Source organism: Aestuariivirga sp., from assembly GCF_965227715.1.
In the GTDB taxonomy this organism is placed as follows: domain Bacteria; phylum Pseudomonadota; class Alphaproteobacteria; order Rhizobiales; family Aestuariivirgaceae; genus Aestuariivirga.
The window spans coordinates 630028-644452 of record NZ_OZ245771.1 but is presented as its reverse complement, the minus strand read 5'-3'; the positions used below and the strand labels follow the sequence as shown (position 1 = coordinate 644452).

Genomic DNA, 14425 nt, shown 5'->3' with positions numbered 1-14425 from the left:
TGGAAAAAGGACTTGCTGCCACTGCCCTTAGTCAATCCACTGCTATTGTTGTTTGTCCCTTCGGCATAGAGCAGCTCAGGTCCTTTTTCTTACCTTTTGTCATTGTGTCGCCATTTCTCTCGGTCTTCTTGTCGCAAGCTGGGTCGCGGTTGCTTCAATTTGCTAGTCGAAAGGGATCCGGCAGGTGACGTTAGCGATGCTCCGATAGGCAACAAGAAGTTAGATAAAGTCATATACGTACAATATCTTTTTACTACTCCTCCCTCGTAATTTATTCAGCCTGGGAGGGGTAGTTAAATATGTTGTGGAAATTCTCCAGGGTTCCAAGATAGTTTCGTCAACTTGCGGCCGATCGCCAGGATCGGCGGAAATGCGTAATTGGTGTCACCCGCGGTTTGATTATCTCCCATGAGCAAATCAACAATAGGAACAACTGGTGCGGTGTCTTCTACATCTACTTTCATTGAGCCTTTTCACGCTTCCGCTTGCCGCCTGCCAAAATGCCGCCAATGTCGATCTCGAGAGCCGTAACTTCAATATCCAGCAAACCTCCATTCCACCGGGCGAGGCCGCGGCCAGCGCGGGGCAGATCGCCAGCCTGGTGCGCCGCTCCGGCCCAAGCTATGTGACGCTCGTTGTTTCTCAGCCGACTTCCTCCGATACCGCGTCGAAGGAAACCCGAAAGGGGACCCCTGTCACCTCAGGCAGCGGATTTGTGGTCGATGGAACGGGTTATGTCATGACTGCCGCCCACGTGGGCAAGCGAATTGGCAACACCGTATCTGCGAGGGCTGCCAATGGCCGCGTTTATTCGGGTTATGTTATTGCCATCACACCCGATAACGACATGGCGGTTATTCGACTCCGCGGTTTTTCCGGAAAAGCGGTGACCCCCGCCAACAGCCAGTGTCTTTCCAAGGGCAGCATGGTCTATTCGCTGGGCCGCCCGCATGCCCAGGGCGATACGGCGCGGCTGGGAGAATTCCTGTCTCCGCAATATGGAAAGTCCGTGCAATACGAAAGTGAGCCGAATTTTGGCTATCTCGATGCTATGGTTCTGCGCCTTTCGACCCAAAAGGGCGAGTCCGGTGGCCCACTGTTTAACGAGACGGGTGAACTGGTAGGCATGGTGGTGAGCACGCTCACCATCGATGGCCAGCCGTTGGAACGCGCACATGCCCTGCCGTCCCGCAGTTTGGCGGGATTCCTCTGCTCCAACATGCCATGTTCCGAGGAATGGCGCGCGGTGGCCGCGGGAGGCGGGCGTTGCGATTATTAGGAATGACCAACGGAACGATCCGCTACTGCCCATAGCTAGGAACCAGTCGTTACTTGACAGCCAAAGCCAGTTCACAGGCAGCAACGTTCAATCTATTTCGCTCAGTGGGGCAAGCGGAGCTTCCACACGGGCGAAGACGAACGCATCGAAGCCGAAGCCCGCGCCAAGGTGTGGGACGATCAGTACCCGGTGGACAAGGTGAAGGCCGCCGGCAACGATTGAGGCGTCAGGGCGTGGTCGTTGGGGCTGCGTCGAGGCAGGGCTGCATGAAACTTGGCACGGACATGTTGGCGCCGGGAAGAGACGCCCAGGACGTGGTGCCAGGATAGCTCTGCACCATATAGGCCCAGTGGCCGATCTGTACCGAAGACGTGCCCGTCGACATTTGGTTCGCCATCGTCCACTGGCCCAGCTTTCGCGTCATGTTGCCGATGCCGACGGTCGACTCTGTGCCCTCGGTAAAGGGATAGTTGGTGAAGGTCAGATAGATCTTCCCCTCGGGCGTGACCGATCCCACGAGCGACTTGCAGGTGATGCTGCCGCTTCCAAGCTTCGTCGAAGTGCGCCCCCAGAAATAGCCGTTGCGGTATCCGGTGATCTGATAGACCGTCTGGTCCTGAACCGGCGTCAGAACGTTGCTGGAGGGGACATAGACATAGGCCGGTAGACCGGTCGTTGGCACAATCCACGTTGTCCCGTTCAGCCAGCGCCAGTCGGCCACAGTATCGGCATTGGCCGGAAGGCTCAGGGCGAAGACGGCAAGGGCGGCTGCGAAAACTGTGCTTCTCATCGGTTTACTCTCTTGTGTCAGCCGTCGCCGGAGGGACGAGCCCAAAGTGAGGTTGCGCAGATCGTGAATATACCCGGGTGATCGAGGCTCTGGTAAGCAGCATGAGGCTGGGTTGCTAAATTGATCTTTAACGTGATCGCGCGCAACGGACTTTGTCTGACGTCAATCTTCTCGCCGCCGGCTGGGCCTTGACAGCACATAGGCCGCGGCTGCGGCCATCGTCAGCCCGGCAGCAATTGCGGCCCAGGCCGGAACGGATGAAAAGAAAGCGAGATAGCCGAACATCACCGTCATCATGCTGACGGCGGCCAGCTTGGCTGGGATCGGGATCACGCCCTCATCCTCCCAGTCGCGCACATAGGAGCCAGCCAGGCGGTGTGAGCGGATCTTCTCCGCCATTTCGGGAGAGGAGCGGGAAAAGGCCCACACGGCGACCAGCAGAAAGGGTGTCGTCGGAAACAGGGGCAGGACGATGCCGATGATGCCGAGGCCCACGCAAAGCCATCCGGCGCCGAGCAGCAGGGGCCGCCGCAATGCCTTCACCATAGCGCACCGGCCGCGCTTGTGAATGCGCCGCGATTCATGCTTATAAACAACCCCATGCCCAATTCATCCAAGCCGCGCCCTCAAGTGGAGGGGGCTGGCGTCGAAATCAAGGCGCAGACGTCCTTCTGGGGGCGCTTGCGTGCCTATTTTTTCACCGGCCTCGTCATCACGGCGCCAATTGCCATCACCATCTGGGCGACCTTCTGGTTCGTCACGCTGTTTGACGCATGGGTCAAGCCCTTCCTGCCGGCATCCTACAACCCGGACACGTATCTCCCCATCAAAGTGCCGGGCTTCGGCCTCATTTTTGCGCTGATCACCATCACGCTCATTGGCTTCATGGCGGCCAATCTGGCCGGCCGCACCATGATCTCGGTGTGGGACAAGCTGCTGAATTCAACCCCTGTGGTCCGCTCGATCTACAAGGGCTCGAAGCAGATCTTCGAAACGCTGTTCTCGCAGAAGGGCGCCTCCTTCCGCCACGTCTGCCTGGTGGAATGGCCACGCCGCGGTGCCTGGTCACTGGCCTTCGTCTCGCGGGAGGTGGATGGCGGGCAGATCGGCCTCGAGGAGGGCAGGGCCATGTACGCCGTCTATGTTTCGACCACGCCCAACCCAACGTCGGGCTATGTGTTCTTCGTCGATGTGGCCGATGTGAAGATCATCGAGATGAATGTCGAGGATGGCCTGAAACTCGTCATTTCCATGGGCCTGGTTTTTCCGGACCGGCCCTTGCCGCCGGAAAAGGAAGCAGACGCCCCTATCCTGCAGACAGAAGCCTGATCGCCTCGTCGCGCTCGAAGAGATAGAGCAGCACCCGCAGTGCCTCGCCTCGTGTGGAGGTGAGCTTTGGGTCCTTGTTGAGGATCAGCTGCGCATCATCGCGCGCCGCCGCCAGAAGCTCACCATCAACGGACAAATCCGCCATGCGGAACAGCGGCAGGCCAGACTGCCGCGTGCCCAGCATTTCGCCAGCCCCGCGCAGCTTCAAGTCCTCCTCGGCGATGCGGAAACCATCCTCCGTTTCGCGCATGATGGAGAGGCGGGCCTTTGCCGTCTCCCCCAACGGCTCCTGATAAAGCAGCAGGCAGGAGGATTTTCCCTTTCCCCGCCCCACCCGGCCGCGCAGCTGGTGCAATTGCGCAAGTCCGAAGCGCTCCGCGTTCTCGATCACCATCACGGTTGCTTCCGGCACATCGACGCCAACTTCGATCACGGTTGTCGAGACCAGCAGCTGCAGCGTGCCATCCTTGAATGCCGCCATCACCCGGTCCTTATCCGGCCCCTTCATGCGGCCATGGACCAGGCCCACCTGGCCCTTGTAGCGGGCACTCAGCTGCAGGAAGCGGTCTTCTGCCGCGGCGAGGTCCACCTGCTCGCTTTCCTCCACCAGCGGGCACACCCAATAGGCACGGTTTCCCTGCGCCATGGAGCGGCCGAGCCCGTCGATCACCTCATCCATCCGCCCCATCGGCAGCACGCGCGTATCAATGGGCAGGCGGCCTGCCGGCTTTTCGGTGAGCTTCGAGACGTCCATGTCGCCATAAACGGTCAGCGCCAGGGTGCGCGGAATGGGCGTGGCCGTCATCACCAGCAGGTCCGTGGCGCCGCCGGCCTTGGCTTGAAGAGCCAGCCGCTGGTGCACGCCGAAACGGTGCTGCTCGTCAATCACCACCAGCCCCAGATCCTTGAACACCACATGCTCCTGGAAAAGTGCATGCGTGCCGATCACGAGCGCGACCTCTCCCATTGCAATGCGGCCCAGGATCTCGTCGCGGGTCTTGCCCTTTTCGCGCCCGGTCAGCAGCGTCAGCGGAATGCCGGCGGCTTCGCAAAGTTTTGACAGCGTCGCATGATGCTGCCGGGCGAGGATTTCAGTTGGCGCCATCAGTGCGCCCTGCGCGCCGCTCTCGATGGCGGTGGCGAGTGCCAGCAGCGCCACCACGGTTTTTCCCGATCCCACATCGCCCTGCAGCAGCCGCAGCATCCGGTCGCCCGAGGCCATGTCCCGCAGGATCTCCGCGACGGCCGCCTGTTGCGCAGATGTCAGGCTGTAGGGAAGGGCGGCGATGAGCTTGGCACGGAGATCGCCGGAACCCGGAAGCTTGCGCCCCTGTGCCCGCTTCATGTTGGCACGCACCAGCGTGAGGGCCAGCTGGTTCGACAGCAGCTCATCATAGGCGAGCCTGCGCCGCGCCACGGAGTCGAGGCCGGTTGCAGCAGGCGTCTCCGGGTGGTGCAGCGCCTTCAGCGCCGCGCCGAAATGGGGCCAGCCCTGGCGCTGAAGGTAGGGCAGGTCCTGCCATTCGGGCAGATCCGGAAGCCGCTCCAGCGCCTGGGCGATGGCTTTCGCGAGAATCTTGGCCGAGAGTCCTTCCGTCAGGGGGTAGACGGGCTCGATCAGCGGCATCTTGTCGAATTCCGCCGCGGAGACGATGTGATCCGGGTGCGCCATCTGCGCCTCCCCGTTGAACCAGTCGATGGTGCCGGAAATGAAGCGCGTCTCACCCTCGGGAAGCACCCGGCGGATGGACTCGGCATAGGCGTGGAAGAACACCAGGCTCAGCACGCCGGTGCCGTCTGATACCTCCACGCGGTAGGGCACGCGCTTGTTACCGGGCGGTGGCGGACGGTGGCGCAGCACCCTGGCCTCGACGGTCGCGACACCACGCAACGGCAGATCCGCGATTTTCGGCCGGAAACGCCGGTCGACGATGCCGGAGGGCAGGTGGAACAGCAGATCGGCAATGCGCGTCGTATCGCCCGGGGTGCCATGGGCGGGTCGCAGGAACTGGGCCAGAAGCTTGTCCAGCTTGTCCCCGATGCCCTTGAGGCCAGAGGCGCCTGCGAACAGCGGATTGAGAAGCGGTGGGCGCATGGGCCTATTTCTACGGGAACAGGTTGCAGCGCAAGAGCGCTTCGGGCAAGAGACCCTCGCCATGATCACTGCCCCCGTTGACGAGATTGCCCGCAAGCGCCTGTTATGGCGCGCCACCCATCGCGGCATCAAGGAGATGGATTTGATCCTGGGCGGCTTCGTCAGCCGTCATCTCGAAGAATTTTCGGCCAGCGAAATTGCGGATCTTGAACGCATCATGGACATTCCCGACCAGGAGATGCTCTCCTGGGCCACCCGCCAGGAAGCCGTGCCCGCGCATCACGCCTCGCCGCTCCTCGCCCGCATCCTCGACTTGAAGCCATGATCGATCTCGCGAAGCTGAAGCCACGCCTGTCCCAGCCCGGCCGCACGGCCGTCTCAGGCGTGCCGGAGGGGCTCGATGCCATGCTCCTTCCGCAGATTGTGAAAGCCGTGGGACGCCAGGTCGTCGTCCATGTAGCGGTTGATGATCAGCGCGCCGCAATCCTGTCTGACCAGCTCTCCTATTTCGATCCGAAACTCGAGATCCTGCGCTTTCCCGCCTGGGACTGCCTGCCGTATGACCGCGTCTCGCCCGTGGCTGATATCGTGGCGCGCAGGCTTTCCACGTTGGCGCGGCTGCTCCAGCCCATCACCAAGCCCACGCTTCTGCTCACCACCGTTCCGGCGATCCTGCAGCGCGTCGTTCCGCGCAGCCTGATCGAGGGGCAAAGCTTCACTGCCGCCCCCGGCAACCGTGTCAATTCGGACCAGCTCATCTCCTACCTCTCGGAGAACGGCTTCTCGCGCACCGGCACCGTGGTCGATCCGGGGGATTTTGCCGTGAGGGGCGGCATTCTCGATATCTTCCCGCCCGGTGCGGAGCTGCCCGTGCGCCTCGATTTCTTTGGTGACACGCTGGAATCGATCCGCAGTTTCGATCCTGAATCGCAGCGCACCACCATGAGCCTCAAGCGCTTCACCCTGAACCCCGCCAATGAGGTGCTTCTGAACGAGGCCGCAATCGGCAAGTTCCGCGTCAACTATGCTGAAGCCTTTGGCGGCATCGACATCAACGATCCCCTCTATGAAAGTGTCACGGCCGGCCGCAAATACCAGGGCATGGAGCACTGGCTTCCGCTCTTCCATGACGGTCTTTCGACCCTTTTCGACTATCTCGATGACCCGGTCATCACGCTTGATCACTCCGCTGATGAAGCAGCCGCCGCCCGGCAGGAACAGGTGGCGGAATTCTACAGCGCCCGGCGCGAAGCGTTGGACAAGAAGGAAACCTTCGGCGCCGCGCCCTATAAGCCGGTCAAGCCCGCAACGCTCTATGTGACGGAAGATCAGTGGGCGGAATATCAGGCGAACCACACGGTTCTGGCCTTCTCTCCCTTCGAGAGCCCCAACGCCATTTCGCTGGGCGGCAGGCGTGGCCGCAGCTTTGCCGCCGAGCGTGGGCAGGCGGGCGGCAATGTCTATGAGGCCGTGAAGGCCCACGCCGATGACATCCGCCGCGGCGGCCGCCGTGTGGCCATTGCCTCCTGGTCGGAAGGCTCGCGTGAGCGTCTCGAAACAATCCTGAAGGATCATGAACTCGCACCCCTGGCGTCGGCGAAGGATTGGCCGGACTTCCTCTCCTGGGACAAGTCGATCGCGGGCCTCCTCGTGCTCGGCATCGAGGAAGGCTTCGAGACGGATGAGTTCGCCATCATCTCCGAGCAGGATATCCTGGGCGACCGCATGGTCAGGCGGGGCCGGCGCAACAAGAAGGCGTCGGACTTCATCAGTGAGCTGTCGGCCCTGTCGCCCGGTGATCTCGTCGTCCATGTGGATCACGGCATCGGCCGCTTCGAAGGCCTGAAGACTATCGAGGTGCAGGGCGCACCCCATGACTGCCTGTTCCTCACCTATGCCGGCGGAGACCGCCTCTTCCTCCCCGTTGAGAACATCGAGCTTCTCTCGCGCTATGGCTCGGACGAGCAGGGCGCGCAGCTCGACAGGCTGGGCGGCGGCGCCTGGCAGGCCAAGAAGGCAAAGCTTAAAGAGCGCATCCTCAAGATCGCCGAGGGCCTGATCCGCACGGCAGCCGCGCGCGAGCTGAAGCCGGGAGACATTTTGCCCCCGCCTGAAGGCGCTTATGAGGAATTCGCCGCGCGCTTCCCCTATGAGGAAACCGAGGATCAGCTCACGGCGATCGATGCCGTCATTGATGATCTGCAGAAGGGCCGCCCGATGGACCGCCTCGTCTGCGGCGATGTGGGCTTCGGCAAGACGGAGGTGGCGCTGCGCTCCGCCTTCGTCGCCGCCATGAATGGCAAGCAGGTGGCGGTTGTCGTGCCGACGACGCTGCTGTCGCGGCAGCATTTCGCCACCTTCCAGGCGCGCTTCAAGGGTCTCCCCCTCAACATCGCCCAGGCCTCGCGCATGGTGCCGAAGAAGGAGATGGACCAGGTCAAGGCGGGGATCGCCTCGGGCGATATCGACATCGTCGTTGGCACCCACGCGCTTCTCGCGCAGTCGATCAAGTTCCGCGATCTGGGGCTGATGATCATCGATGAGGAGCAGCATTTCGGCGTTAAGCACAAGGAGCGGCTGAAAGAACTCCGCGCCAATGTCCATGTGCTGACATTGACGGCCACCCCCATTCCCCGCACCCTGCAGCTCGCACTCTCGGGGGTTCGCGAACTCTCGCTCATCACCACGCCCCCGCTGGACCGGCTGGCGGTGCGCACCTACATCACGCCCTTTGACGCCGTCATCATCCGCGAGAGCCTGCTGCGCGAGCATTATCGCGGCGGCCAAAGCTTCTATGTCGTGCCGCGCGTCACCGATCTGGACGAGATCGGCGCCTTCCTCAAGGAGACGGTGCCCGAGATCAAGTTCCGCATGGCCCATGGCCGCATGGCGCCAACCGAGCTTGAAGACATCATGACCGGTTTCTACGACCGGAAGTTCGATGTGCTGCTGTCCACCACCATCGTCGAATCCGGCCTCGACATTCCGACCGCCAACACCCTCATCATCCACCGGGCGGACATGTTCGGCCTGGCCCAGCTCTACCAGCTCAGGGGCCGCGTGGGCCGCTCCAAGCAGCGCGCCTATGCGATCTTCACAACGCCCGCCAACAAGACCCTCACCGCCACGGCGGACAAGCGCCTGAAGGTGCTGCAATCGCTCGACTCGCTCGGCGCCGGCTTCACGCTGGCCAGCCATGACCTCGACCTGCGCGGCGCTGGAAATCTCTTGGGCGATGAGCAGTCAGGCCATATCAAGGAAGTGGGCTACGAGCTCTATCAGCAGATGATCGAGGAGGCGGTCGCCAAGCTCCGCACCGGCGAGGATACGCTCGAAAGCGACGGCCAGTGGTCACCGCAGATCAACATCGGAACATCCGTCCTGATCCCGGAAAACTATGTGGAAGACCTGCAGGTGCGCCTAGGCCTCTACCGCCGCCTCGCGGACCTTCACGACCAGCAGGCCGTCGATGCCTTTGGCGCCGAGCTGCGGGATCGCTTCGGGCCTCTGCCTGAGGAGGTGCACCACCTTCTGGCCGTCGTCTCGATCAAGCTCCTCTGCCGCGCCGCCAATGTGCAGAGCGTGGACGCAGGTCCCAAGGGCGCCGTCATGGCGTTCCGGGGCGAAGCTTTCGCCAATCCTGGCGCTCTGGTCCAGTGGATCACAGGGCAGGGCGCCAGCGCCAAGCTCCGGCCCGACATGAAGCTCGTCGTCATCCGCAACTGGGACACGCCGGAAGACCGCCTCAAAGGCACTCGCCAGCTGATGCAGACCCTGGTGAAGCTCTCGAGCCCAAGCTGAACGATAACTCGCGCGCTGTAACGGCAAGCAGTGAGAGACACCATTCTCCGCACGCGCTTGCCCCTTGAATTGTAATCGATACCGCTACATATAGGCCTCGGAAAGCGAGGTCACCTTGGAAATCGGTATTTACACCTTCGCGGATGTTGCCCCCGGCGGCTCGCATCCGCAGCGGCTGCGTGAGCTGGTGGCCGAAATGGAACTGGCCGATCAGGTTGGTCTCGATGTGTTTGGCTTAGGTGAGCATCACCGGCCTGACTATGCCGGTTCGGCCCCGGCCGTTGCCCTGGCAGCGGGTGCGGCGCGCACCAAGACCATTCGCCTTACCTCCGCCGTCACGGTGCTGAGCTCGGAGGATCCTGTGCGGGTCTTCCAGCAGTTTGCGACGCTCGATGGTCTCTCGGGCGGCCGGGCGGAGATCATGGCGGGGCGCGGCTCCTTCACCGAAAGCTTTCCGCTCTTCGGCTATGACCTCGCCGATTATGACGCGCTTTTTGCGGAAAAGCTGGACCTGCTCTTGAAGCTCCGCGACCAGGAGACGGTCAGCTGGCAGGGCACGCTTCGCCCGCCGCTGGAGAATGTGACGCTGTATCCGCGGCCGGAGCAGCACAAGCTCCCGATCTGGATTGCCGTGGGCGGCACGCCGCAATCGGTGGTCCGCGCGGCAACCCTGGGGCTTCCCATGGCGCTCGCCATCATCGGCGGCGATCCCAAGCGCTTCGCGCCATACTTCGACCTCTACCGCGAGGCATGGTCGCGCGCCAACCGCAAGCCGGAGGACGTGCGCCTGAGCCTCAACATGCATGGCTTCGTGGCGGATAGCACGCAAGCCGCGAAAGACATCTTCTACGAACCGCAGACCGCGGTGATGAACCGCATCGGCCGTGAGCGCGGCTGGCCGCCCTCAGGCCGTGCGCAGTTCGAAACTGCCTGCGGTGCGAACGGCCATCTCCTGATCGGCGATCCGGACCGTGTGGCGGACCGCATCATCGAACTGCACCGCATCTTCCGCAATGACCGAATCCTCGTGCAGATGGCCGTCGGCGCCATGCCGCACAAGGAGCTGCTCCGCGCCATCGAACTGCTCGGCACCAAGGTTGCCCCCAAAGTGAAGGAAGCCCTCAGATGAGCCTGCCCCATATCCCAGATCCCATGCCCGGCGATGCCGCGGCAGCCGATGCCATCGAGACGGTGATCGTTCCCCGCGCGCGTGACCTCGGCGGCTTCGAAGTGCGCCGCGCCTTGCCGTCTCCGGGCAAGCAAATGATCGGACCCTTCATCTTCTTTGACCAGATGGGCCCGGCGCTCATGCAGCCGGGGCAGGGCATCGACGTGCGCCCGCACCCCCATATCGGGCTTTCCACCGTTACCTGGCTGTTCGATGGCTCGATCTATCATCGGGACAGCCTGGGCAGCGCCCAGCCGATTTCGCCGGGCGAGTTGAACTGGATGACGGCCGGCAAGGGCATTGTCCATTCCGAGCGCACGGCACCGCCGGAGCTCGCACGCGAGCGCAAGGTGTTCGGCATCCAGAGCTGGGTGGCGCTGCCCAAGGCCTTTGAGGAGATGGCACCGGCCTTCGATCATGTGGCAGCCGCGGCACTTCCCGTCGTCGAAGCGCGGGGCATCTCGGCGCGTGTCATCGCAGGCTCGCTTTATGGCGCAAGCTCACCCGTCAAGACCCATTCGGACCTGTTCTATGCCGATGTGCAGCTGGCGGCAGGTTCGGCCCTGCCATTGCCGGCTGATCACGAAGAGCGCGGCGCCTATGTGGCCGAAGGCGAGATCGAGGTTGCGGGCCAGGCCTTCGCGCAGGGGCGGCTCATCGTCTTCCGCGCGGGGGATGCCATCACCATCCGTGCACGGAGCAATGCCCGGCTGATGCTGCTGGGCGGCGAGCCGATGGATGGGCCGCGCTATATCTGGTGGAATTTCGTGTCCTCATCGAAGGACAGGATCGAGGCCGCCAAGGAAGACTGGAAGAGCGCGCGCTTCGCCATCGTGCCGGGGGATGAGAAGGACTTCATTCCTCTCCCCGACAAGTGATCAGTTGCCGAGCATGATGTCTCGGATTTCGCCAGCCCCGATGTTGAAGGTGGCGGTGAGGAGTTCCGCGCCCACTTCGGCACGCGCCGTGTAGGTTCCGGGCAGCAACGTCACATTGGCGGTAAGGCCCTTGCGCGTGAGGAAGGAGAGGCCGGAGCCGTCCTCGACTTCCCACAGCACCTTGGCGTTGGGCGAGCCTACGAAAGCGAGCCTCGCGAGGCCCGCCTTATGGCCGATCTTCACACTCGCCACGCGCCCCGCTGTTACATGGACGTCCGCCACGGCTTTGACATTGCCGGACGAGACCTGGCTTTCGACGCGGTAGGTGCCCGCGGGCAGGCGGATCACCTCGCCCGGCGTGACCGACAGCGCCATGAGGCGCCCCAGCCGGCCGCCGCTCAAGGCGTAAACCCGGATGCGCGCGGCAACGGCCGGCACTTCGACGCCGCTCAGCAGCGGCTCAATCCGAAGCCCCCCCGCATCGAGCACGATCCCGGCCTTGAGGCGGGTGCCCGGCGGCAGGCTCACGGTTCGCGTGAGGGTGGTGGCGCCATAGCTTGCATCCACCACATAGTCGCCCGGCGGCAAGGACACGTCCACCGTGCCATCCCCGCTTTCGTAGACGGTGCCGCCATCATCGGTGCGGATGGACCAGGAGATATTGCGCTGAATGGGGCCGCCTTCGGCAGTGAGCCTGGCGGTAAGCTCGATTCCCTCGCGTCCCTGCTTCACCGTCTCAAGCGACAGCTGGTCGGCGCGGGCGGCAGGCATGAGCAAAAGAAAAACCGCCACGCCCAATCCCGCAGCCAGGCCGCGGGCAGGGTGGCGGTGGTGCCGTGCACGTATGCTGCAGTCGTGCAAAGGCCTCGTCCTCTCTTCTCCAAGAACCGGAACCTAATCATGCGCCGTCTGCTGCCGCAATTCAGAGCTTAACAAGTGGTTAACGGCGCTTTCCATTGCCTTTTCCCGGGCGCCCCGCCACATTGGCCCCACCATGCCTCAGTTCAACGACACCTCCTCCATCCTCACCCTCCTTGAAACCCGCAAATCCGCCTCCGCCAAGGCCATGGCGGCGCCCGGTCCCACCCCGGCGCAGCTTGACCAGATCCTGCGCGCCGCCGTGCGCGTGCCCGATCATGGCAAGCTCACGCCCTGGCGCTTCATCCTGTGGGAGGGCGATGCCCGCGCCCGCTTCGGCGATGTGATGAAGGCGCGCTGGCAGGCGCTCCATCCCGAGCACGGCGACCAGACGCTTGGCTTCGTCCACGGCCTGTTCCTGCGCGCGCCCACAGTGCTGGCTGTGGTCTCAACCGCCGCGGATCATCCGAAGATCCCCCTCTGGGAGCAGCAGCTCTCGGCCGGTGCTGTCTGCATGAACATCCTCTATTCCGCCACGGCTTTGGGGCTGGGCTGCCAGTGGAACACGGACTGGGTGGCCTATGACGCTGACATTGCGAAGGCCATGGGCCTCGCCCCCCATGAGAAGGTCGCAGGCCTCATCTATCTTGGAACCCCCACCGCACCGCTGGAAGACAGGCCGCGCCCAGACCCGCAGACGCTCCTCACGCACTGGCAGCAGCCATGAAGATCGGCGGCATTCTCTTCGACAAGGACGGAACCCTGATTGACGTCAACGCCACCTGGGTCCCGATCTACCGCCAGGTGCTGCAGCAGCTGTTCTCCACCGATGAAGCCGGTGCGGAGGAGGTGATGGCCAAGGCCGGCTATGACCGCGCCACCGGCAAGTTCCGCGCCGGCTCGCTTCTGGCCGGCGGCACCACCCGCCAGATCGTTGCCGCCTGGTGGCCGGGCCTCTCGGGCGAGGCCTTCGATGAAAAGGTCTATCACCTGGACCATGACTACACCCATCTGGTGCGCGAGAAGCTCCAGCCCCTCATGCCGCTGGAACCCATTCTGAGCGAGCTGCGGGCCATGGGCCTGAAGCTCGGCGTGGCCACCAATGACAGCCACGTCTCGGCCCGCGCACATATGGCCCATATCGGCGTCATCGAGCACTTCGATGACATCATCGCCGCCGACACCGTTACGGTGCCGAAGCCCTCGGGCAATATGATCGCCAAATTTGCAGAGATCACCGGCCTCGCACCCGCGGCGATCGCCATGGTGGGCGACAACCATCATGACATGGAGGAAGCCCGCAACGGCGGCGCAGGGCTTGCGATTGCGGTGCTGAGCGGCAATGCCGCCCATGAGGACATCGCCCATCTGGCGGATTACACCATCGCCAGCGTGGCCGATCTTCCCGCGCTGCTGAGGAGCCTCTGAATGTTCTATGACGCGGTGAAGAACGACCACGGTTTCCAGTATGACCCGTTCAAGGCCATCGTGGCGCCGCGCCCCATCGGCTGGATCTCCTCGCTCTCGGCCGATGGCCAGGCCAATCTGGCGCCCTACAGCTATTTCAATGCCTTCTCGCAATCCCCGCATTACGTGGCCTTCGGCAGCGGCCCGCGCAAGGATTCGCTCCGCAACATCGAGGCCACGGGCGAGTTCGCCTTCAACCTCGCCACCTATCCCTTGCGTGAGCAGATGAACGCCAGCTCCGCCCATGTGGCGGTGGATGAGTTCGAGCTCACGGGCCTCACCAAGGCACCCTGCCGCCTCATCAGCCCGCCGCGCGTTGCGGAAAGCCCGGCCTGCCTTGAGTGCCGCCTGTTCCAGGTCGTTCCGCTCCCGGATGATGCGGGCCATGTGGAGAATTTCATGGTCATCGGCCGCGTGCTCGGCATCCACATCGATGACCGCTTCATTCACGATGGCCGGGTTGATACGGCGGCCATGCAGCCCCTGGCGCGGCTGGGCTACAGCGAATATGCCACCGTCACGCAAGCCTGGCGCATGCGCCGCCCGGATTAGCCCGGCTGCAGGCTGAGTCGCCCCGGTCTGCAACCCTCATAACCCCCGAATGCCGCAATTCCGCCACTGTGGATAAATCTGTTCACAACCACCTTTTTCCCTGTGGCTCAAGTGTTTACAGCCTGTGGAAAAGCTGTGGATAACTTCGTTAACGCCTCATTAACCAGCCTGGCGCAGGACTCGATCAGACGGTGACGGGCGGTTGAGC

At 63.1% G+C, this 14425-nt stretch carries 14 protein-coding genes; 9 read left to right on the top strand and 5 right to left on the bottom strand.

The window, feature by feature from the left end:
- Positions 1-293: 293 nt before the first annotated feature.
- Entirely contained in the window at positions 294-464 is a 171-nt protein-coding gene (locus ACO06F_RS03165; protein WP_421695246.1) for a hypothetical protein, read from the bottom strand.
- Between ACO06F_RS03165 and ACO06F_RS03160 the strand changes: the two genes are divergently transcribed.
- Positions 464-1279 (top strand): S1 family peptidase, encoded by an 816-nt coding sequence (locus ACO06F_RS03160; RefSeq protein ID WP_421695245.1) that lies wholly within the window; start codon positions 464-466, stop codon positions 1277-1279. The two genes, ACO06F_RS03165 and ACO06F_RS03160, sit on opposite strands and share 1 nt — an antisense overlap.
- Positions 1280-1505: 226 nt before the next feature.
- Here ACO06F_RS03160 and ACO06F_RS03155 read toward each other — a convergent pair whose 3' ends face one another.
- Both ACO06F_RS03155 and ACO06F_RS03150 read right to left on the bottom strand, forming a co-directional pair.
- Positions 1506-2069 carry a hypothetical protein gene (locus tag ACO06F_RS03155; RefSeq protein ID WP_421695244.1) on the bottom strand — a complete coding sequence of 188 codons (564 nt, stop codon included), beginning with the start codon at positions 2067-2069 and terminating at the stop codon, positions 1506-1508.
- A 162-nt stretch (positions 2070-2231) separates the two neighbouring features.
- On the bottom strand, positions 2232-2615 hold the full coding sequence (locus tag ACO06F_RS03150) for a YbaN family protein (protein ID WP_421695243.1): 384 nt from the start codon (positions 2613-2615) through the stop codon (positions 2232-2234).
- A 54-nt stretch (positions 2616-2669) separates the two neighbouring features.
- On the opposite strand from ACO06F_RS03150, the gene ACO06F_RS03145 reads away from it, so the two are divergent.
- Positions 2670-3398: a DUF502 domain-containing protein gene (locus ACO06F_RS03145; RefSeq protein ID WP_421695242.1), complete on the top strand. Its 729-nt coding sequence runs from the start codon at positions 2670-2672 to the stop codon at positions 3396-3398.
- Here the strand turns inward: ACO06F_RS03145 and recG are convergent.
- On the bottom strand, positions 3376-5493 hold the full coding sequence (gene recG / locus ACO06F_RS03140; RefSeq protein ID WP_421695241.1) for an ATP-dependent DNA helicase RecG: 2118 nt from the start codon (positions 5491-5493) through the stop codon (positions 3376-3378). The genes ACO06F_RS03145 and recG overlap by 23 nt on opposite strands.
- Before the next feature lie 61 nt (positions 5494-5554).
- Here recG and ACO06F_RS03135 point away from each other — a divergent pair, with 61 nt between their 5' ends.
- The 4 genes from ACO06F_RS03135 to ACO06F_RS03120 all read left to right on the top strand — a co-directional run bounded on the left by ACO06F_RS03135 (position 5555) and on the right by ACO06F_RS03120 (position 11340).
- Complete coding sequence (locus tag ACO06F_RS03135; RefSeq protein ID WP_421695240.1) at positions 5555-5818, top strand: succinate dehydrogenase assembly factor 2; 264 nt, start codon at positions 5555-5557, stop codon at positions 5816-5818.
- Positions 5815-9294 (top strand): transcription-repair coupling factor, encoded by a 3480-nt coding sequence (mfd, locus tag ACO06F_RS03130; RefSeq protein WP_421695239.1) that lies wholly within the window; start codon positions 5815-5817, stop codon positions 9292-9294. Before ACO06F_RS03135 ends, mfd begins: the two co-directional genes overlap by 4 nt.
- Positions 9295-9409: 115 nt before the next feature.
- Complete coding sequence (locus ACO06F_RS03125; RefSeq protein WP_421695238.1) at positions 9410-10423, top strand: LLM class flavin-dependent oxidoreductase; 1014 nt, start codon at positions 9410-9412, stop codon at positions 10421-10423.
- Positions 10420-11340: a pirin family protein gene (locus tag ACO06F_RS03120; protein WP_421695237.1), complete on the top strand. Its 921-nt coding sequence runs from the start codon at positions 10420-10422 to the stop codon at positions 11338-11340. Before ACO06F_RS03125 ends, ACO06F_RS03120 begins: the two co-directional genes overlap by 4 nt.
- On the opposite strand, the gene ACO06F_RS03115 is transcribed toward ACO06F_RS03120, so the two are convergent.
- Positions 11341-12132 (bottom strand): hypothetical protein, encoded by a 792-nt coding sequence (locus ACO06F_RS03115; protein WP_421695236.1) that lies wholly within the window; start codon positions 12130-12132, stop codon positions 11341-11343.
- A gap of 202 nt (positions 12133-12334) precedes the next feature.
- Here ACO06F_RS03115 and ACO06F_RS03110 point away from each other — a divergent pair, with 202 nt between their 5' ends.
- From ACO06F_RS03110 to ACO06F_RS03100, 3 genes are read left to right on the top strand one after another with little or no spacing between them, the layout of a single operon-like run.
- The gene (locus ACO06F_RS03110) at positions 12335-12925 is read left to right on the top strand and encodes a nitroreductase family protein (RefSeq protein ID WP_421695235.1); all 591 of its coding nucleotides are present in this window, start codon (positions 12335-12337) and stop codon (positions 12923-12925) included.
- On the top strand, positions 12922-13626 hold the full coding sequence (locus ACO06F_RS03105) for an HAD family hydrolase (RefSeq protein WP_421695234.1): 705 nt from the start codon (positions 12922-12924) through the stop codon (positions 13624-13626). The genes ACO06F_RS03110 and ACO06F_RS03105 overlap by 4 nt, the downstream gene beginning before the upstream one ends.
- A complete protein-coding gene (locus ACO06F_RS03100) occupies positions 13627-14217 on the top strand; it encodes a flavin reductase family protein (RefSeq protein WP_421695233.1) in 591 nt (196 codons plus the stop codon).
- The last annotated feature ends 208 nt before the right edge of the window (positions 14218-14425 follow it).

Bases quoted from the DNA above. Each gene is read 5' to 3' on its own strand.
- ACO06F_RS03135 (WP_421695240.1), top strand. From the start codon at position 5,555: ATGATCACTGCCCCCGTTGACGAGATTGCCCGCAAGCGCCTGTTATGG.
- ACO06F_RS03105 (WP_421695234.1), top strand. From the start codon at position 12,922: ATGAAGATCGGCGGCATTCTCTTCGACAAGGACGGAACCCTGATTGAC.
- ACO06F_RS03155 (WP_421695244.1), bottom strand. From the start codon at position 2,069: ATGAGAAGCACAGTTTTCGCAGCCGCCCTTGCCGTCTTCGCCCTGAGC.
- ACO06F_RS03120 (WP_421695237.1), top strand. From the start codon at position 10,420: ATGAGCCTGCCCCATATCCCAGATCCCATGCCCGGCGATGCCGCGGCA.
- recG (WP_421695241.1), bottom strand. From the start codon at position 5,493: ATGCGCCCACCGCTTCTCAATCCGCTGTTCGCAGGCGCCTCTGGCCTC.
- ACO06F_RS03150 (WP_421695243.1), bottom strand. From the start codon at position 2,615: ATGGTGAAGGCATTGCGGCGGCCCCTGCTGCTCGGCGCCGGATGGCTT.
- mfd (WP_421695239.1), top strand. From the start codon at position 5,815: ATGATCGATCTCGCGAAGCTGAAGCCACGCCTGTCCCAGCCCGGCCGC.
- ACO06F_RS03110 (WP_421695235.1), top strand. From the start codon at position 12,335: ATGCCTCAGTTCAACGACACCTCCTCCATCCTCACCCTCCTTGAAACC.
- ACO06F_RS03100 (WP_421695233.1), top strand. From the start codon at position 13,627: ATGTTCTATGACGCGGTGAAGAACGACCACGGTTTCCAGTATGACCCG.
- ACO06F_RS03165 (WP_421695246.1), bottom strand. From the start codon at position 464: ATGAAAGTAGATGTAGAAGACACCGCACCAGTTGTTCCTATTGTTGAT.
- ACO06F_RS03145 (WP_421695242.1), top strand. From the start codon at position 2,670: ATGCCCAATTCATCCAAGCCGCGCCCTCAAGTGGAGGGGGCTGGCGTC.